The 19,704-nt window shown below is 52.5% G+C and carries 13 protein-coding genes; 9 read left to right on the forward strand and 4 right to left on the reverse strand.

The features are described from left to right. Positions 1-182: 182 nt before the first annotated feature. The 3 genes from pflB to ycaO form a co-directional block, all read right to left on the reverse strand. Positions 183-2,465, reverse strand: a complete 2,283-nt coding sequence (gene pflB / locus AC2FCQ_RS18450; protein WP_209632559.1) for a formate C-acetyltransferase — start codon at positions 2,463-2,465, stop codon at positions 183-185. Between the two features lie 54 nt (positions 2,466-2,519). After that, complete coding sequence (gene focA, locus AC2FCQ_RS18455; protein WP_209632560.1) at positions 2,520-3,380, reverse strand: formate transporter FocA; 861 nt, start codon at positions 3,378-3,380, stop codon at positions 2,520-2,522. A 483-nt stretch (positions 3,381-3,863) separates the two neighbouring features. After that, positions 3,864-5,627 carry a 30S ribosomal protein S12 methylthiotransferase accessory factor YcaO gene (gene ycaO, locus AC2FCQ_RS18460; protein ID WP_490308739.1) on the reverse strand — a complete coding sequence of 588 codons (1,764 nt, stop codon included), beginning with the start codon at positions 5,625-5,627 and terminating at the stop codon, positions 3,864-3,866. Between the two features lie 148 nt (positions 5,628-5,775). Here ycaO and ansB point away from each other — a divergent pair, with 148 nt between their 5' ends. From ansB to lpxK, 9 genes are all read left to right on the forward strand, one after another. Continuing rightward, positions 5,776-6,822 (forward strand): L-asparaginase 2, encoded by a 1,047-nt coding sequence (gene ansB, locus AC2FCQ_RS18465; protein WP_490308738.1) that lies wholly within the window; start codon positions 5,776-5,778, stop codon positions 6,820-6,822. A gap of 287 nt (positions 6,823-7,109) precedes the next feature. Beyond that, the gene (serC, locus tag AC2FCQ_RS18470; RefSeq protein WP_209632563.1) at positions 7,110-8,198 is read left to right on the forward strand and encodes a 3-phosphoserine/phosphohydroxythreonine transaminase; all 1,089 of its coding nucleotides are present in this window, start codon (positions 7,110-7,112) and stop codon (positions 8,196-8,198) included. A 115-nt stretch (positions 8,199-8,313) separates the two neighbouring features. After that, the gene (aroA, locus tag AC2FCQ_RS18475; RefSeq protein WP_209632564.1) at positions 8,314-9,600 is read left to right on the forward strand and encodes a 3-phosphoshikimate 1-carboxyvinyltransferase; all 1,287 of its coding nucleotides are present in this window, start codon (positions 8,314-8,316) and stop codon (positions 9,598-9,600) included. A 278-nt stretch (positions 9,601-9,878) separates the two neighbouring features. Next, the gene (gene cmk, locus AC2FCQ_RS18480; protein ID WP_209632565.1) at positions 9,879-10,568 is read left to right on the forward strand and encodes a (d)CMP kinase; all 690 of its coding nucleotides are present in this window, start codon (positions 9,879-9,881) and stop codon (positions 10,566-10,568) included. A gap of 181 nt (positions 10,569-10,749) precedes the next feature. Continuing rightward, entirely contained in the window at positions 10,750-12,423 is a 1,674-nt protein-coding gene (gene rpsA, locus AC2FCQ_RS18485) for a 30S ribosomal protein S1 (RefSeq protein WP_020826130.1), read from the forward strand. A 63-nt stretch (positions 12,424-12,486) separates the two neighbouring features. Further along, a complete protein-coding gene (ihfB, locus tag AC2FCQ_RS18490; RefSeq protein ID WP_004942652.1) occupies positions 12,487-12,771 on the forward strand; it encodes an integration host factor subunit beta in 285 nt (94 codons plus the stop codon). A gap of 254 nt (positions 12,772-13,025) precedes the next feature. Next, positions 13,026-15,320, forward strand: coding sequence for a ComEC family protein (locus AC2FCQ_RS18495; RefSeq protein ID WP_490308764.1), 2,295 nt, complete (start codon positions 13,026-13,028; stop codon positions 15,318-15,320). A gap of 35 nt (positions 15,321-15,355) precedes the next feature. After that, on the forward strand, positions 15,356-17,104 hold the full coding sequence (gene msbA, locus AC2FCQ_RS18500) for a lipid A ABC transporter ATP-binding protein/permease MsbA (RefSeq protein WP_209632566.1): 1,749 nt from the start codon (positions 15,356-15,358) through the stop codon (positions 17,102-17,104). Then, a complete protein-coding gene (lpxK, locus tag AC2FCQ_RS18505) occupies positions 17,104-18,084 on the forward strand; it encodes a tetraacyldisaccharide 4'-kinase (protein WP_265555166.1) in 981 nt (326 codons plus the stop codon). Before msbA ends, lpxK begins: the two co-directional genes overlap by 1 nt. Position 18,085: 1 nt before the next feature. Here lpxK and hglS read toward each other — a convergent pair whose 3' ends face one another. Continuing rightward, positions 18,086-19,492 (reverse strand): 2-oxoadipate dioxygenase/decarboxylase HglS, encoded by a 1,407-nt coding sequence (hglS, locus tag AC2FCQ_RS18510; protein ID WP_490308737.1) that lies wholly within the window; start codon positions 19,490-19,492, stop codon positions 18,086-18,088. Between the last annotated feature and the right edge of the window lie 212 nt (positions 19,493-19,704).

Genomic DNA, 19,704 nt, shown 5'->3' on the forward strand with positions numbered 1-19,704 from the left:
CGATTCCTGTTGGCCGGTTCTTATGCCGGATAACTGTTTTGCCGGATATCCATTGAGTATAGCTATCTGGCAAAACAGACTCATGCTGAGTCAGGGAAAGGTATTTGCTAAAAAGGCCGGAAAGATCCGGCCCCGGGTTTCAGCTTAACCACCGAGCGGGAAACCCCGCCCGGATGGGGCAATTACATCGACTGTGTGAAAGTACGGGTAATTACGTCTTGCTGTTGTTCTTTGGTCAGCGAGTTGAAGCGAACGGCATAACCGGATACGCGAATGGTCAGCTGAGGATACTTCTCAGGGTTTTCCATTGCGTCCAGCAGCATTTCACGGTTCATCACGTTAACGTTCAGGTGCTGGCCGCCTTCAATAGACGCTTCGTGATGGAAGTAACCGTCCATCAGACCTGCCAGGTTAGCTTTACGTACATCGTCGTCTTTGCCCAGCGCGTTTGGCACGATGGAGAAGGTGTAGGAGATCCCGTCCTTCGCATAGGCAAACGGCAGTTTGGCTACGGAGGTCAAGGAGGCTACGGCACCTTTTTGGTCACGGCCGTGCATTGGGTTAGCACCTGGACCGAATGGAGCGCCAGCGCGGCGACCATCTGGGGTGTTACCGGTTTTCTTGCCGTAAACCACGTTAGACGTGATGGTCAGTACTGACTGAGTCGCTACTGCATTACGGTAGGTGCGCAGTTTCTGAATTTTCTTCATGAAACGTTCCACCAGGTCACAAGCGATGTCATCAACGCGGGCATCGTTGTTACCGAACTGCGGGTATTCACCTTCAATTTTGAAGTCTACGGCCAGGCCGTCTTCATCACGGATGGTAGAGACTTTAGCGTACTTGATAGCAGACAGGGAGTCAGCTGCAACCGACAGACCGGCGATGCCACAGGCCATGGTGCGATAAACGTCACGGTCATGCAGCGCCATCAGTGCAGCTTCATAGCTGTACTTGTCGTGCATGTAGTGAATGATGTTCAGCGCGGTCACGTACTGCTTGGCCAGCCAATCCATAAAGTGGTCCATGCGTTCCATGACTTTGTCATAGTCCAGCACGGTATCCATCATTGGTGCTTCTTTCGGGCCTACCTGCATTTTCAGTTTTTCATCAACGCCGCCGTTGATCGCGTACAACATGGTTTTCGCCAGGTTGGCACGTGCGCCGAAGAACTGCATTTGTTTGCCGACGATCATCGGGCTAACGCAACAGGCGATGGCATAGTCATCGTTGTTGAAGTCAGGACGCATCAGGTCGTCATTTTCATACTGTACGGAAGAGGTGTCGATAGACACTTTCGCCGCGTATTTTTTGAAGTTCAGTGGCAGCTTTTCAGACCACAGGATGGTCATGTTCGGTTCCGGAGACGGCCCCATGGTGTACAGGGTGTTCAGGAAGCGGAAGCTGTTCTTGGTTACCAGAGTACGGCCGTCAACGCCCATACCTGCCAAGGATTCGGTCGCCCAGATTGGGTCGCCAGAGAACAGTTCATCATATTCAGGGGTACGCAGGAAACGCACCATACGCAGTTTCATCACCAGATGGTCAATCAGCTCTTGCGCTTGTTCTTCGTTCAGTTTGCCCGCGTCGATGTCGCGTTGGATGAACACGTCAAGGAAGGTCGACACACGGCCGAAGGACATTGCGGCACCGTTCTGGGATTTTACTGCGGCCAGGTAGCCGAAGTAGGTCCACTGTACGGCTTCTTGTGCGTTGGTCGCAGGGCCTGAGATATCGTAGCCATATTTAGCAGCCATTTCTTTAATCTGGCCCAGAGCGCGGTGCTGTTCAGCAATTTCTTCACGCAACTGGATGGTCATTTCCAGATCTTCGCCGTTTTCCAGTTTAGCCTGCAGTGACTTGAACTGGTTCAGCTTGTCGGCCATCAGGAAATCGATGCCATACAGCGCTACGCGGCGATAGTCACCGATGATACGGCCACGGCCGTAAGCATCTGGCAGACCGGTCAGAACGCCAGATTTACGGCAGTTCAGAATGTCTTTGGTGTAAACGTCGAACACACCCTGATTATGGGTTTTACGGTATTCGGTAAAGACTTTTTTCAGCTGTGGGTCCAGTTCGCGGCCATAAACCTTACAAGAACCTTCCACCATTTTGATGCCGCCAAATGGGATCAGCGCGCGTTTCAGAGGGGCGTCAGTCTGCAAACCTACGATGGTTTCCAGTTCTTTCGCGATGTAGCCAGCGTCGTGGGAAGTGATTGTCGCTGCAACATTGGTGTCGAAATCAACTGGCGCATGGGTGCGGTTTTCCAGTTTGATCCCTTCCATAACCTTTTCCCACAAGGTGGAGGTGGCCTGAGTTGCGCCAGCCAGGAAGGATTCATCACCCTCGTAAGGAGTGTAGTTTTTCTGGATGAAGTCACGCACGTTGACTTCATTCTGCCAGTCACCTTTGCTGAAACCTTCCCAAGCTTTGGCTAACTTCTCGTTAAGTTCGGTCATTATACACCTACCTTTAATTGTGGATTTCTAACTCGGCACGCGGTAACTAACAGCTTAGTGCTGTTGTTCACCACCGCGCAGATAAATTACCCAGTAAGTCAACCCAACCAGTAAGCCGCCGCCAATGATGTTGCCTATGGTGACAGGGATCAGATTGTCGATGATAAAGTTGCTTACGGTCAGATGAGCGAATTGCTCGGGTGTTGCCCCTACGGCTTGCCAGAACTCTGGCGTGGCGAAGTTTTTAACCACGATACCCATAGGGATCATAAACATGTTTGCGATGCTGTGTTCGAAGCCGCTGGCGACAAACATACCCACCGGCAGGATCATGGCGAACATTTTGTCCATCAGGCTGCGGCCGGAGTAGCTCATCCACACCGCCAGGCAGACCATCAGGTTAGCCAGAATGCCCAGGCAAACGGCTTCAACAAAGGTGTGATGCAGCTTGTGATCGGCGGTTTGCAGGACGTTCAGGCCCCATTGACCATTGGCGACCATGTGTTCGCCAGAGAACCAGATGAGTGCGACAAAGAACAGTGCGCCAATCAGGTTGCCGATATAGACATTCAGCCAATTTGCACCCAGTTGGTACCAGTTGATGCGGCCGCTGGCCTTGGCGATAACAATCAGCACGGTGGACGTGAACAGGTCTGCGCCTGAAACCACCACCAGCATTAACCCCAGAGAGAAACAGATGCCGCCGACCAGTTTTGCCAAGCCGAAAGGCACACCGGCAGTGCCGGTAGTCGCAGTGATATAAAATACGAATGCGATAGAAATAAAGACACCGGCAGTGATCGCCAAATAAAATGTTTTCAGCGGATGTTTGGTGGCTTTATACACACCTGCATCCTCAGCGATTTTCGCTGTTGCTGCAGGTAATATCAGATCGAAGGGGTTGTCAGCTTTCACACTAACTCTCGCTTTTAAGGGTTAAAACAACGCAATGAGATACTAGCAAAGCAGTATAGGGTAAAAATTGATTTGGATCATAAGGCGAGAAACTAAAGCGGTCAAAAACCGGATAATTCGCAGGGTTTATTTGGTTATGTAATTGATTTTAAATAAAAAACATTTTTTTAATGTTTATAAAAAATTTTGAATTATAGGTTGGAACAGCACCGTTGAGGTTAAATTTTCATGCGTTTTGTCACTTTATGGCGGCGAAGGTTTAATTATCGGTTAATTATTATTTCACCGACGCGTAACAATTGCCGTTTTATTTATCTTGTTTGCCGATAAGTGCGTAATGGGTTGAAAAAAATAAAAGGAAAAGCCGGCTATTTAACCGTCAAAATAAGGTTTTACTCTTTTTTGAAAGGGCATCGATAGAGTGGGAAAGAACGCGGTTTTGTGTCGCGCCGGCAAGGGAGTGCCGGCGCGCAGAAACTGAGATTATGCCTGAGCCCAATAACGGCGTTTGGCGTTCTGCAGTTTTTCGTAGGCCGCCAACAGCGCCTGATGAGCAGGTAAGGCTTTCAAATCGCTGTCGACAGCGAACAGACCGTTAAAGCGCTCTTCGCCGCTGATAGCTGCTGAGGCAGCATCTACCGCCTCCTGACCATACATCTTCACGAAGGCCGTGTAATACTGTGCAGGATCGCGGTCGGGTTCTTGCGTCAGTAGCAGCAAGGTTTGCAGGCAACGGTAGTAGTTGCTGCGTTCCGGGCTCAATACAGAAGCGTTGAAATCCTGCGTCCACTCGGCCCAAATCAGTGCCTGGTCCATGTCGCCGCCCGCCAGAGCCAGCATTGACTTCAGCTCGCCAACGCGCAGGGTATACCAGGCGTTATCTTTGCCAGAGGCAATCCCAAGCAACTCGCGCACGCGCGTGAAGTCGTCCAAACCTTCATCGTCCAGGCGCTCAATCAGCGCCAGGTATTCCTGTGGCTCCCACTCACTGCCTGGCAGTGCCAGTAGGGTATCGCGCAGGTGTGCCCCCATGCTGTTGTTGGCCAGCAGAAGGTCTTCCGCAGGATAGATGTCGGACATGCCCGGCACGATGATACGGCAGGCGTAAACATCCAGGTGCTCGTAGTCTGCGATGTACACTTCAGCACCTTCTTTGTCGAAGATACTCATCAGGGTTGCGAACTCTTCCTGCGTGCTGCCGCTGAAGCTCCAGTCGACAAACGGATAATCTGCATCCTGTTTGAACATGTCCCAAGAGATTAAACCGCTGGAATCGATAAAGTGGGTTTCCAGATTGGTGTGTTCTGCCACTTCTTCGTCGTCGAAGGTTGGCGCGGTGAACACGTCCAGATCTTTCAGGCTGCGGCCTTGCAGCAGTTCCGTGACGGTACGTTCAAGTGCCACGCCAAAATCAGGGTGGGCACCGAATGACGCAAAACAGGTACCGTTAGCTGGGTTGAACAGCACGACGCAAATTACCGGGTAGTTACCGCCCAGAGAGGCATCATAAGACAGGATCGGGAATCCTTCTTCTTCCAGCTTGGCAATGGCTTCCACCACGCCCGGATAGCGGTTCAGGACCTCGGCCGGGATCTCCGGCAGGCTGATGGATTCGGCAATAATGCGGTTTTTCACATAGCGTTCGAACACTTCAGACAAGCCCTGTACCCGGGCTTCGTTAGCGGTGTTGCCGGCTGACATGCCATTGGACACGTACAGGTTACCGATGATGTTCATCGGGATATAAACGGTTTGCTGATCTGATTGACGTGCGAAAGGCAGCGCACAGATGCCGCGATCACCGTTGCCAGATTGCAGATCGATCAGATCGCTGGCGTTAACATCTTGATCCGGGTTATAGAAAGCATGCAGGCGCTCGTCGAGAATGCCGGCTGGCAGCGAGTCATCGGCTGGGATCGGGAACCATTTCTCGTTCGGGTAATGCACGAAATCGCCTTCGGCAATCTGTTTGCCCAAGTAGAAGTCGGCGAAGAAGTAATTGGTAGAGAGGCGTTCAAAGTATTCGCCCAAAGCCGAAGCCAACGCCGCTTTTTTGCTGGCGCCTTTACCGTTGGTGAAGCACAACGGGCAATCACGATCGCGGATGTGAACGGACCATACGTGTGGAACCGGGTTCAGCCATGAGGCTTCTTCGATGTTAAAACCCAGATCGCTTAATTTTTGTTGGAAACGGGCGATAGAGTCTTCCAGCGCAGCGTCTTTGCCAGGGATAAAAGTTTGCGTCATTGTCTTCACTTTTTGAGCGTACTAAAAACGCGCAATGATACGGGGTTTTGCGCTCAAGCTCCATGTATTCCTAAATCGATGGCAAAGTCACAGTTTTTTTGTGGATAAAGACCATAATTCAGCGGGTTATCTATCATGGAGAAACCCAATGAAATCAGTGAAACTCAGTGTTGTGGCGCTACTGTTGGCAGGCGCAAGCGGTTCTGCGCTGGCATTGCCAAATATCACCCTGCTGGCGACCGGCGGTACCATTGCCGGCGGTGGCGACTCTGCCACCAAATCGAATTACACGGCGGGTAAGCTGGGTGTGGATGCTTTGGTGAATGCCGTACCGGAGCTGAAAAACCTCGCCAATGTACAGGGGGAGCAGGTAGTGAACATCGGTTCACAGGACATGAATGATGAGGTGTGGTTGACGCTGGCGAAGAAAATCAACGCCGACTGTGCCAAGACCGATGGTTTTGTCATTACTCATGGCACAGACACGCTGGAAGAAACCGCCTATTTTCTGGATCTGACCGTCAAATGCGATAAGCCCGTCGTGATTGTTGGCGCAATGCGCCCTGCAACGGCAATGAGTGCCGACGGCCCGTTCAATTTGTATAACGCAGTAGTCACAGCGGCAGATCCGCAATCTGCTAAACGTGGGGTTCTGGTAGCGATGAACGACAGCGTGCTGGATGCCCGCGATGTGACCAAAACCAATACCACTTCGGTACAGACTTTCCAGTCACCTAACTATGGTCCGCTTGGCTATATCCATAACGGCAAGGTCGACTACCAGCGTTCACCGCAGCGTAAGCACACGACAGAAACCCCGTTTGACGTCTCCAGCCTGACCACTCTGCCTAAAGTCGGCATTATCTATAATTACGCCAATGCTTCTGATGCACCCGCCAAGGCGTTGATTGCCGAAGGCTATCAGGGGATCGTCAGCGCAGGGGTGGGCAACGGTAACCTGTACAAGACGGTGTTCGACACGTTGGCAACGGCTGCACATAACGGCGTTGCGGTGGTACGTTCTTCGAGAGTGCTTACGGGCTCCACGACGGAAGACGCCGAAGTGGATGACACCAAGTTTGGCTTTGTCGCCGCTGGCACGTTGAATCCGCAGAAAGCGCGGATCCTGCTGCAATTGGCACTGACGCAGACGAAAGACCCAAAACAGATCCAGCAGATGTTCAATCAATATTGAGTTGAATGCATTTTCTTCATTCGGGGGCCTGTGTGCCCCCTAGCTATGTCGGCTGAATACAGCATAAAAAACCGCGTTAACCCACTGAATTAGCCACTGTCGCAGCGTTTTATTGCAGAAAACGCCGGTCATTTGGCAGAGCCTGTTATTGCCGAGGGGGAGGGTTTCCCCGCGTAGGGCGAATAACCATTGCAGGCGGGGGGCGCGAGTGATAAAACCGATGGGATAGTTCGGGCGTATTTCGGTAGGCCAGTATCATTGGCGAATAGTGAATGTGGTGAGGGGAAATGACTCAGGTTTATAATTTTAGCTCTGGTCCGGCCATGCTGCCGGTTGAAGTATTGCGTCGTGCGGAACAGGAATTGTGCAACTGGCATGGTCTTGGCACCTCCGTGATGGAAATCAGCCATCGCAGCAAAGAGTTTATCGAAGTTGCCCAGCAGTCCGAGCAGGACCTGCGCGATCTGCTGAAAATCCCCTCCAACTATAAAGTGCTGTTCTGCCACGGCGGTGCCCGTGCGCAATTTGCCGCGCTGCCGATGAACCTGTTGGGTGATAAAACCACTGCCGATTATATTGACGGTGGCTACTGGGCACACAGTGCCATTACCGAAGCGCAAAAATACTGCACACCAAACACCATTGACGTAAAAACGTCTGTTGACGGCCTGCTCGGTATCAAACCGATGAAAGAGTGGCAGTTAAGCGACGATGCGGCCTACGTGCACTATTGCCCGAATGAAACCATCGACGGCGTGGCGATCGATGAGGTTCCTGACTTCGGTGCTGATAAAGTGGTGATCGGTGATTACTCATCCACCATTTTATCTGGTCCACTGGACGTTAGCCGTTTTGGCGTGATTTACGCCGGCGCGCAAAAAAATATCGGCCCAGCAGGCCTGACGCTGGTGATCGTGCGTGAAGATCTACTGGGTAAGGCGCGCCGTGAAGTGCCATCGATTCTCGACTACACCGTGCTGGCCGAGAACGACTCCATGTTTAATACTCCGCCGACCTTTGCCTGGTACCTGTCTGGCTTGGTGTTCAAATGGCTAAAAGAGCAGGGCGGTTTGGTGGAAATGCACAAACGCAACCAGGCCAAAGCCGAGTTGCTGTATGCAACCATTGATAACTCCGATTTCTACCGCAGTCGCGTGGCTCTCGCCAACCGTTCCTGGATGAACGTGCCGTTCCAGTTGGCTGACTCTGCGTTGGATAAAGTGTTCCTCAGTGAAGCTGAGGCCATTGGCCTGCAGGCGCTGAAAGGGCACCGAGTGGTTGGCGGTATGCGTGCTTCCATTTACAATGCAATGCCGCTGGCCGGCGTGCAGACATTAACCGACTTTATGGCTGACTTCGAACGTCGTCACGGTTAAGCTCGGTTGCCTGCTATGAGCGGGTAGCCTTCGCTGTTGTCCTTTTGCGTTAAAGCGGCTCCGGCATTATTCCCGGGGCCGTTTCGTTTATCAGATTTTGGAGATTTTTGTTCACATGGTGGATTCCCTGACGTTACAACCGGTCGCCCTGGTCAATGGCACCGTCAACTTACCCGGCTCCAAGAGCGTATCCAATCGTGCTCTGCTGCTGGCTGCACTGGCTGAGGGGACGACGACGTTGACCAACTTGCTGGACAGCGACGACGTGCGCCATATGTTGAATGCGCTACAGGCGCTGGGCGTGAGCTATCAGCTGTCTGACAATCGCACCACCTGTAAAGTTGAGGGTGTTGCCGGCCCGCTGGTGGCCAGTCAGCCGCTTGAACTCTTCCTTGGCAATGCGGGTACGGCAATGCGCCCATTGGCGGCAGCACTGTGCCTGGGCAACAATGATGTGGTGTTGACCGGCGAACCACGCATGAAAGAACGCCCAATCGGTCATCTGGTTGATGCCCTGCGCCAGGGCGGCGCACAGATTGATTATTTAGAGCAAACGGATTATCCCCCATTGCGTCTGCGCGGCGGTTTCCACGGTGGCGATGTGACCGTGGACGGCAGCGTATCCAGCCAGTTCTTGACCGCATTGCTAATGACAGCGCCACTGGCTGAACAAGATACCCACATCCATATCAAAGGTGAGTTGGTTTCCAAGCCTTATATTGATATCACGCTGCACCTGATGCGTACTTTCGGTGTTGAGGTCAGCCACGACAACTATCGCGTATTCCACATTAATGGCCGCCAAAACTACCGTTCACCTGGCGACTATCTGGTGGAAGGTGATGCCTCTTCTGCTTCCTACTTCCTGGCGGCGGCGGCAATTAAGGGCGGAACCGTGCGCGTAACGGGCATTGGCAAAAAAAGCGTGCAAGGGGACACCAAGTTTGCCGACGTGCTGGAGAAAATGGGCGCGCGTATTACCTGGGGGGATGACTATATCGAATGTACCCGCGGTGAACTGCAGGGTATCGACATGGATATGAATCATATCCCGGATGCAGCGATGACCATCGCAACTGCGGCTTTATTTGCCAAAGGCCCGACGACTATCCGTAATATCTATAACTGGCGAGTGAAAGAGACCGACCGCTTGGCAGCAATGGCGACAGAGCTGCGTAAAGTGGGTGCCGAAGTGGATGAAGGGGAAGATTACATTCACGTGGTACCGCCAGCTAAGCTGACGTTTGCCGATATCGGTACCTACAATGATCACCGTATGGCTATGTGTTTCTCACTGGTGGCCCTATCGGATACGCCAGTCACCATTCTGGATCCGAAATGCACCGCGAAAACGTTCCCGGATTATTTCGAACAGCTGGCGCGCATCAGTCAATTAGCCTAACTGCAGTCAGATGCTTTCTTTTAAGGCCCTTCATTGGGCCTTTGTCGTTTTTTAATCCTCGTTGCCTGGGGCGTCCGCTATACTTTTGCGCGGTCATACGCTTATTTTCAACAACCAGACAGTTCCAGGGTAACAGTTCGCCGCTTGGCAGCGTATAATGCGCCACCGTGACTGACTGCCCGACTGGGCGGACGGCAGGGACGCGTTTAATTATGCTTTCGCATTGTGCTGATGGCAGGTTATGTCCCTGCGAGGTTTTCTACCTGAAGGAGAGAGAAATGACGGCTACAGCTCCGGTGATAACCGTTGATGGACCAAGTGGCGCAGGCAAAGGCACGTTGTGTAAAGCGTTGGCCGAGTCTCTTGGTTGGCGTTTGCTTGATTCCGGCGCGATCTATCGCGTGCTGGCGTTAGCGGCGCTGCATCATCAGGTCGATATCACGTCTGAGGAGGCGCTGGTTCCACTGGCCGCACATCTCGATGTTCGCTTTATTGCCCAGGACGGCAAACTGCAGGTTATTTTGGAAGGTGAGGATGTCAGCAATGAAATTCGCACTGAAACTGTCGGCAATACCGCTTCGCAGGCCGCTGCTTTCCCACGTGTACGTGAAGCGTTATTACGTCGTCAGCGGGCTTTCCGTGAGTTCCCGGGCCTGATTGCCGATGGTCGCGACATGGGCACCGTGGTGTTCCCTGATGCGCCAGTCAAGATTTTCCTGGACGCCAGCTCTGAGGAGCGTGCGCACCGCCGCATGCTACAGTTGCAGGAAAAGGGCTTTAATGTTAACTTTGAACGTCTTTTAGCCGAGATAAAGGAACGGGATGACCGTGACCGTAATCGGCCTATCGCGCCTCTGGTGCCGGCTTCTGACGCCCTCGTGCTGGATTCAACCAGCATGTCGATCGACGAAGTCATCCAGCGTGCGCTGACTTATGCACATGAAGTTTTAGCGTTGCCGCAGCAGTAAGCGCGGCGGCGTTATTGGCTTTTTGTCATATTTGTCATGGTAGTATCGAACTATATCGGGTAAAATTTTACCCCTGTAACCTAAACCCTGTCGGCATGGAGCCAATGGCGGGGTATGTGAAACAACCCCATTCGGCGGGATGCTAAATGGACGTTAAACTATAGAACCCTGAAGATTAAACATGACTGAATCTTTCGCTCAACTCTTTGAAGAATCCCTGAAAACAATCGAAACCCGTCCGGGTTCCATCGTTCGTGGCGTTGTAGTTGCTATCGACAAAGACGTAGTACTGGTTGACGCCGGTCTGAAATCTGAGTCTGCCATCCCGGCTGAGCAATTCAAAAACGCACAGGGCGAGCTGGAAATCCAGGTAGGCGACGAAGTTGATGTTGCGCTGGACGCTGTTGAAGATGGCTTCGGTGAAACTCTGCTGTCCCGTGAGAAAGCTAAGCGTCACGAAGCTTGGATCACGCTGGAAAAAGCTTACGAAGAAGCTGAAACTGTCGTCGGTGTTATCAACGGCAAAGTTAAGGGTGGCTTCACTGTAGAGCTGAACGGTATTCGTGCGTTCCTGCCAGGCTCCCTGGTAGACGTGCGTCCAGTACGTGACACTCTGCACCTGGAAGGCAAAGAGCTTGAGTTCAAAGTCATCAAGCTGGACCAGAAACGCAACAACGTTGTAGTTTCTCGCCGTGCGGTTATCGAATCAGAGAACAGCGCAGAACGTGATCAACTGCTGGAAAACCTGCAGGAAGGCATGGAAGTTAAAGGTATCGTTAAGAACCTGACTGACTACGGTGCATTCGTTGATCTGGGCGGCGTTGATGGCCTGCTGCACATCACTGATATGGCTTGGAAACGCGTTAAGCATCCGAGCGAAATCGTCAATGTTGGCGACGAAATCACTGTTAAAGTGCTGAAGTTCGACCGCGAGCGTACTCGTGTATCCCTGGGCCTGAAGCAACTGGGCGAAGATCCATGGGTTGCTATCGCGAAACGTTACCCAGAAGGCACCAAGCTGACTGGTCGTGTAACCAACCTGACTGATTACGGCTGCTTCGTAGAAATCGAAGAAGGCGTTGAAGGTCTGGTACACGTTTCTGAAATGGATTGGACCAACAAAAACATCCATCCGTCCAAAGTTGTCAACGTGGGCGATGTAGTGGAAGTTATGGTTCTGGACATCGATGAAGAACGTCGTCGTATCTCCCTGGGTCTGAAGCAGTGCAAAAACAACCCATGGCAGCAGTTTGCAGAAACCCACAACAAGGGCGACCGCGTTGAAGGTAAAATCAAGTCTATCACTGACTTCGGTATCTTCATCGGCCTGGACGGCGGCATCGACGGCCTGGTTCACCTGTCTGACATCTCCTGGAACGTTGCAGGCGAAGAAGCAGTACGTGAATACAAGAAAGGCGACGAAATCGCAGCGGTTGTTCTGCAAGTTGACGCAGAGCGCGAGCGTATCTCCCTGGGCGTGAAGCAACTGGCTGAAGACCCGTTCAATAACTACCTGTCTATGAACAAGAAAGGTACTATTGTTACTGGTAAAGTCACTGCAGTTGACGCCAAAGGTGCTACAGTTGAATTAGCAGGCGGCGTAGAAGGTTACCTGCGTGCTTCTGAAGCCTCTCGCGACCGCATTGAAGATGCAACTCTGGTTCTGAATGTGGGTGACGACGTTGAAGCTAAATTCACCGGCGTTGACCGTAAGAACCGCGTAGTAAGCCTGTCCGTACGTGCTAAGGACGAAGCTGACGAGAAAGATGCAATCGCTACTGTTAACAACAAACAGGAAGAAAGCAACTTCTCTAACGCTATGGCTGAAGCTTTCAAAGCGGCTAAAGGCGAGTAATGACGGGGGGCGGTTTGTTAACCGCCCCGATACGGTAGTTTAGCTGCAAAGCTTGGAGGAACTATGACCAAGTCTGAACTTATTGAAAGACTTGCTGGCCAGCAATCTCATGTACCGGCGAAAGCCGTTGAGGATGCAGTGAAAGAGATGCTAGAACATATGGCTGCTACGCTAGCCGATGGTGAGCGCATCGAGATCCGCGGATTCGGCAGTTTTTCTCTTCACTACCGTGCTCCGCGTGTGGGTCGCAACCCGAAAACTGGTGATAAGGTTGAGCTGGACGGCAAGTACGTTCCTCACTTTAAGCCAGGTAAAGAGCTGCGTGACCGTGCCAATATCTATGGTTAGTCGCTGACTACCATAGAGTTGTTGCTTGTGAAAAAATATAAAACGGTGCCTTTGGGCGCCGTTTTTTTTTGACTATCAGTTGGCGAACCCGCTGCTTTTTGTATTTTCTTGCGCGTGATGCCGCAAGTTTCAGGCTGGAGCAGCAACAGCGACGGTTATTGTGCGGCATTAGCCGTGAATCCTTTGATTACAACTGTTACACATTGATCTATATGTGAACAATCCCGTGATACCGGCGGCTGGATTGCCGCCTTATTTCGGGAGAAAGACCTATCAAGACTTCGCTGGATCTGGCAGCTATCGCTGTTGTCTGTGGCATTCTGCCGTTATTGGTATTGCCACAATTGCCCGATGGATTAACAACTCTGGGGGCTGTTTTACCTGCCAGCCTGATGCTGCGTTTCCGCTGGACGATATGTCAATTTATTGGCTGGTGGGCCCTGAGCTTTCTGTGGGCGGTCTTCTGCGCCGGGCAGTTGGTGGCGCAAGTGGAATGGCTGAGTCGTGGGTCGGAAGTGACGGCGGTGGTACAGGTTGGCAATGTAACTTTGGTACCTGCAGCAAGTAAACAAACGGTGATGAACATCGAACAGGTTAATGGACGCTGGCTAATGCCATCTATTGCCTTTACTACCCTCTGGCAGCCTGAAGAGCCAACACTGTGCGCCGGACAACGTTGGGAACTTCAGCTGCGTCTGAGGCCTATGCACGGCACGCTCAATGAGGGGGGATTCGATAGTCAACGCTGGGCGATGGCGCAACGTCAACCGCTGACAGCGAAGGTAAGACGCGCGAGACTGCTTGAGGGAAGTTGCAACTGGCGGCAGCGTATTATCAGCCATGCCGAGAGCAACATCGGTGACCTGCGCTATAAATCGGTGTTGCTGGCTCTGGCTTTTGGCGAAAGAACCTCGCTGGACCCGGCATTACGCACTCTGATGCTGAAAACCGGCATTGCACACCTCATGGCCATTTCAGGCCTTCATGTGGCCATGGCGGCGATATTGATCTGGGCGACGCTACGAGCGGTTCAACGGCTATTACCTGCACATCTCATCGGCTACCGTTTCCCACTGTTAGCAGGTTGGCTAGGCACCTTGATGTATGTTTGGTTGGCTGGTGCACAACCTCCGGCGGTGCGAACTGCCCTGGCGCTGACGTTATGGATGCTGCTGCGTTTACGCGGTGTCCACTGTAGTTCCTGGCAGGTGTGGCTGTGGTGCGTGGCCCTTATTCTGATTTGCGATCCGCTATCGGTGTTGTCAGACAGTTTCTGGCTCTCGGTGCTGGCGGTTGCCTGCCTCATTTTCTGGTTCGAATGGGTGCCGTTAAGTGCCCGTTTTCGTTCCGCCTGGTACTGGGCGCCTGTGCGCTGGCTGCATATCCAGTTCGGTATCACCTTATTACTGGTGCCTATGCAGGCCGCTTTGTTTCTCGGCCTGACGTTAACTTCTATGCCAGCCAATCTGTGGGCGGTACCCGTGGTTTCACTGGTGACGGTTCCTGTTATTTTGGTCGCGGTTCTTTGCGGCACCTGGCCGATATTGAGCGGTGGGTTATGGTGGTTAGCGGATTTGACGCTGCTTGCGGTATTTATGCCGTTGCATTATTTGCAGCGGGGTTGGGTTGATCTCGGTTCGGCATCCTTGGCTGTCAGTATCGCCGGTTGGCTACTGGTGGTTTTTTGGCGTTTTCACTGGTGGTTGCGCTATGCATCGGGGCTGGCAACGTTGGCGGTGTGTTGCCTGCTGTGGCGTGAAAGAGAACCGCCATACCGCTGGCGTGTCGATATGCTTGATGTTGGACATGGATTAGCGACAGTGATTGAAAAAAACGGGCAGGCAATCGTGTATGATACCGGACCCCGTTGGGGGGCAGGCAGTGCCGCAGGACGGAATATCTTGCCATTTCTTAACTGGCGAGGACTGTCTGTGGAGCAAATCATTCTTAGTCATGATCATCTGGATCACACAGGTGGTCTTGACGAGATACAACGTGCATTTCCACAAGCGACGGTAAGGAGCCCAGGGTTTGGTGCGGGGCATTTACCTTGCGTCGCGGGTGAGCGCTGGGAGTGGCAAGCGCTTCAGTTTCACGTATTGTGGCCGCCGAAGGCGGTAAAAATGGCGGGAAATGACGATTCATGTGTTATCCGCATCGATGATGGGAAATACAGCCTATTGTTGACGGGAGATGCAGAAAAAAGGGCAGAGACACAGTTGGTTCGAGAGCAACGCCATTCGTTGCCCGCTACGGTGCTGCAGGTGCCGCACCATGGCAGCAAAACGTCATCCACAGCGCCGTTTTTACGTGCGGTGGCACCGGTGGCGGCAATCGCGTCGGCATCTCGCTACAATAAATGGCGATTACCTGCTGCTAAGGTCGTCACCCGATATCGGGAAAATGGCATCGCATGGCACGATACTTCACGCTCAGGTCAGTTATCCGTACTTTTTTTCGACAACAATTGGCAAATTAAAGGCTTTCGTGAACAATTAATGCCCCGTTGGTACCATCAGCGGTTTGGCGTAGAGGGTGATAATGAGTAAAATAGGCCGCTATTTCTTCCGATGCTGGTATTTGCATGATGAATGATAAAGATCTCTCCACCTGGCAGACTTTCCGTCGCCTCTGGCCGATGATCACACCTTTTAAGACCGGGCTGATTGTGGCCGCCATTGCGTTAGTACTGAACGCGGCTAGCGACGCCTTTATGTTGTCTTTGCTTAAACCTTTATTGGATGACGGTTTTGGGAAAACAGAAAGCAGCATCCTGCTGTGGATGCCGCTGGCTGTTATTGGTTTGATGGTTTTGCGCGGGGCAACGGGCTTTGTCTCCAGCTACTGTATTTCGTGGGTTTCCGGCATGGTGGTGATGCACATGCGTCGCCGATTGTTCGGTCACATGATGCGGATGCCGGTTTCCTTCTTTGATCAGCAGTCTACGGGGACCTTGTTGTCGCGAATCACCTATGATTCCGAGCAGGTGGCGTCATCATCTTCGAGTGCGTTGGTGACCGTGGTGCGTGAAGGGGCGTCGATCATCGCGCTGTTCACCATGATGTTCTACTACAGCTGGCAACTGTCGGTGATCCTGATCGTACTGGCGCCGATTGTTTCTATTGCAATCCGCATCGTTTCCAAACGCTTCCGTAATATCAGCAAAAACATGCAGAATACGATGGGGCAGGTAACGACCAGTGCCGAGCAGATGCTTAAGGGGCATAAAGAAGTCCTGATCTTTGGCGGCCAGCAGGTTGAAACCGACCGCTTTAACTCCGTCAGTAACCGCATGCGCCAACAGGGCATGAAGCTGGTTTCCGCTTCCTCGATTTCTGACCCGATTATTCAGCTTATCGCCTCATTGGCATTGGCCTTTGTGCTGTATGCCGCCAGCTTCCCAAGCGTGATGGAAACCCTGACGGCCGGTACTATCACTGTGGTGTTTTCTTCAATGATCGCCCTGATGCGCCCGTTGAAATCACTGACTAACGTCAATGCCCAGTTCCAGCGTGGGATGGCAGCCTGCCAAACGCTCTTCTCTATTCTGGATATGGAGCAGGAAAAAGATACCGGTACCCGAGAAGTTGCGCGGGCGAAAGGCGATATCGAATTCCGTAACGTGACTTTCTTCTACCCAGGTAAAGAAACACCGGCGCTGCGTGATATCAATCTGAGCATTTCAGAAGGTAAAACAGTGGCGTTGGTCGGCCGTTCTGGTTCGGGTAAATCGACCATTGCCAATCTGTTGACGCGTTTTTATGACGTGCAGGAAGGCGAGATCCTGATGGATGGCCACGATCTGCGTGAGTATACATTGGCATCGCTGCGCGACCAGGTTGCACTGGTTTCGCAAAACGTACATTTGTTTAATGACACTATCGCCAACAACATCGCTTACGCGCGTGAAGATCGCTATAGCCGCGAAGAGATTGAAAAGGCCGCCCGCATGGCCTACGCCATGGATTTCATTGAGAAAATGGAAAATGGTCTGGATACGGTTATCGGCGAGAATGGCGTGATGCTGTCTGGCGGCCAACGCCAGCGTATTGCTATCGCCCGTGCTTTACTGCGTGACTGCCCGATCCTGATTCTTGATGAAGCCACCTCGGCACTGGATACCGAATCGGAACGTGCTATTCAGGCTGCGTTGGATGAATTACAGAAGAACCGCACTTCGTTGGTCATTGCCCACCGCCTGTCAACCATTGAGAAGGCCGATGAAATCCTGGTCGTAGAGGATGGTCGTATCGTGGAGCGTGGTGAGCATGCCGCATTGCTCGAAAAGCAGGGTGCTTATGCCCAGCTTCATCGCATGCAGTTTGGTCAATAATGATTGAGCGCATCTGGTCAGGAAGTTCACTGATCTATCTGCTGCTGTTGCCGCTGTCTTGGTTGTATGGCTTGGTCAGTAGCCTGATTCGACTCAGTTACCGGTGTGGCCTGCGTAAAAGTTGGCGCGCACCGGTGCCGGTCGTGGTGGTGGGGAATCTCACCGCCGGTGGCAATGGCAAAACGCCAATGGTGATCTGGCTGGTGGAGCAATTGCAGCAGCGTGGATACCGGGCGGGTGTGGTTTCGCGCGGCTACGGCGGTAAAGCAGAGGCTTATCCGCTGTTACTTAATGCAGATACCACCACTCAACAGGCAGGTGATGAACCGGTGTTGATTTATCAACGTACCGGTGCGCCAGTCGCTATCTCACCTAAGCGTGCTGAAGCGGTGCAGGCACTCCTTGAGCAGCAACCGCTTGATGTGATCATTACCGATGACGGTTTACAGCATTATGCGTTGCAGCGTGACTTTGAATTGGTTGTCATTGACGGTGTGCGTCGTTTTGGCAACGGTTGGTGGTTGCCTGCGGGCCCGATGCGAGAACGTGCTTCACGCTTGAACAGCGTGGATGCGTTGATTGCCAACGGCGGTGTAGCGCAGCCGGGCGAAATTGCTATGCAGTTGCAGGCGCGTGATGCGGTGAACATCGCCAGCGGTGAGCGCAGGCCAGCCGTTGAACTACCGCATGTGGTGGCAATGGCAGGTATTGGTCATCCACCGCGCTTCTTTGCCACGTTGGAAAAGCTGGGCGTAGATGTCGAAAAAGAAGTGGCGTTTGCCGATCATCAGGAATATCAGCACGCGCCATTGGCGGCACTGGTCTCCTCTGGGCAAACATTATTGATGACTGAAAAAGACGCGGTCAAATGCCGTGCTTTTGCCCAGCCCAACTGGTGGTATTTACCGGTCGACGCGGTACTTCCCCCCGAGCAGGCTGAGCAACTGCTGCATAGCGTTGAAAAACTGCTGAAAAAGTAAATCAAACGGCCAGCGCGTGAAGCCCCAGAGCTTGCGCGCAGGTTTCTATCGAGCGCTGCTGCGTTTGTTCATACAACGATAACTCATCGATCACCGCTGCACCCAACGCCGACTCAAACGCCGCTCGGCTTGAGCTCGCGTTGTATTGTGCGTGCCGACTGTCGCCCAGGTTCGACTGGAAAATACCCGCCGCACTGACAGGCAGAAAATCCTCATAGACCAAGGGTTGGAAACGAATGTATTCCTGTGCGATCAGTTGTTCTAACGTGCTGTGGGGATCCAGCGCGTCTTTTGCCGCCAGCCCGCACTCTGTCGGGAAGTAGCGGAACCAAGCCAGCTGTTGTTCACGCAAGGTTGCATAGTCATCGGGAAATGCCTTGAAGTGTTCCGCCAGTAACTGATTGTAGCGGTCCGCATTTTTTTCACTGGGGGGTGCCTGTAAAGCATCATTGGTTGCTTGTAACAGGCGATCGTACAGCGCACGGCCTTTCGTTGTCAGTGCTACACCGCGCTGTTCAATTTCACCGAACCGTGCAGTGTGGTGTCCTGAAACGGCGCGACCGTCATGTTCAACAAAGTCGACGTTTTCCTCTAGGGCTTTAAAACTGGTCTGACGCAGAAGAATGGGGCGACGGCGCGGTGGTGGGCCTTCAATGACGGCTTTAGGGGTAATGCCCCGGCTTGGCATAGACTGTTGAACAAGGTCTATATCGAGTGTGCGTGGCGTCAAATGGTTAATGTGCGGGCCTTTGAACGCCACTACATCAGCAATCAGGCGGTGCTGGTCGTGCAACTGCTGATATTCGGCTGCGCTGACCGTTGCGCGGCTGTGCCAGCGGAAGGTTTCCAGTGCCTGCTCGACAAATTCATCTGCCTGACTGTTGTCCAATCCGCCCTGAGCTTCTTGTAATACGATCAGTTCCAGTGCCCGTTCAGTAAAGATGCGGCGACGTGCCAACAGCTGTTGCGCCAGTTCGCGCAGCTCTGGGTTTTCAATCAGCTCAAGGCGTAATAATGAGGTGAAAACACGAAAGGGGCTTATCTGCAACGCGTCTTCATGTACCGCACGAAACGCGGTGGAGTGTACCGGGACACCGGCCACGGCCAGATCGTAGTAACCGACAGGTGACATACCCATAACGTTGAACAGCCGCCGCAAGGTGGCTAATTCCTCTGCGGTGCCCACTCGAATAGCACCATGGCGTTCCATAGCCAACCGTTCGATTTCGCCGGTAATTTGTAATTGGTGAGCCAGTGCGGCATCTTCGCGCAGAACCTGTCGGTTAGTTTCCGCCACCAGTTCGAGCAAATCACCATACAGAGGCACCTCTTTCTGGTACATATCTGACATGGCATGTGAGAATCTGGCGCGGATTTCATTCGGTGAGACGAACTGCTGGGCGGTCATGCGCATAGCTCCTTCATTCAGTATAATCTGAAAAATATTATTTTTGACGGTAAAAGTACTGGCTAAACGGCCATCCGCCTTGTTTTCACCTCAAGTTTAGCTATGTGAATTAGCTTTTGTTATAGCTTGGGCAAGCATATTAGATTTTTATGCGTTAGCTCTCATTTGAACAAAGAATAGCGGGCGAAATAGACATCCAGAAGGCAATGAGG

The sequence above is a fragment of the Serratia sp. CoH_134_PS_4 genome, from assembly GCF_058190535.1.

Bases quoted from the DNA above. Each gene is read 5' to 3' on its own strand.
- ansB (WP_490308738.1), top strand. From the start codon at position 5,776: ATGAAATCAGTGAAACTCAGTGTTGTGGCGCTACTGTTGGCAGGCGCA.
- lpxK (WP_265555166.1), top strand. From the start codon at position 17,104: ATGATTGAGCGCATCTGGTCAGGAAGTTCACTGATCTATCTGCTGCTG.
- serC (WP_209632563.1), top strand. From the start codon at position 7,110: ATGACTCAGGTTTATAATTTTAGCTCTGGTCCGGCCATGCTGCCGGTT.
- cmk (WP_209632565.1), top strand. From the start codon at position 9,879: ATGACGGCTACAGCTCCGGTGATAACCGTTGATGGACCAAGTGGCGCA.
- ycaO (WP_490308739.1), bottom strand. From the start codon at position 5,627: ATGACGCAAACTTTTATCCCTGGCAAAGACGCTGCGCTGGAAGACTCT.
- ihfB (WP_004942652.1), top strand. From the start codon at position 12,487: ATGACCAAGTCTGAACTTATTGAAAGACTTGCTGGCCAGCAATCTCAT.
- rpsA (WP_020826130.1), top strand. From the start codon at position 10,750: ATGACTGAATCTTTCGCTCAACTCTTTGAAGAATCCCTGAAAACAATC.
- hglS (WP_490308737.1), bottom strand. From the start codon at position 19,492: ATGACCGCCCAGCAGTTCGTCTCACCGAATGAAATCCGCGCCAGATTC.
- aroA (WP_209632564.1), top strand. From the start codon at position 8,314: ATGGTGGATTCCCTGACGTTACAACCGGTCGCCCTGGTCAATGGCACC.
- pflB (WP_209632559.1), bottom strand. From the start codon at position 2,465: ATGACCGAACTTAACGAGAAGTTAGCCAAAGCTTGGGAAGGTTTCAGC.
- msbA (WP_209632566.1), top strand. From the start codon at position 15,356: ATGATGAATGATAAAGATCTCTCCACCTGGCAGACTTTCCGTCGCCTC.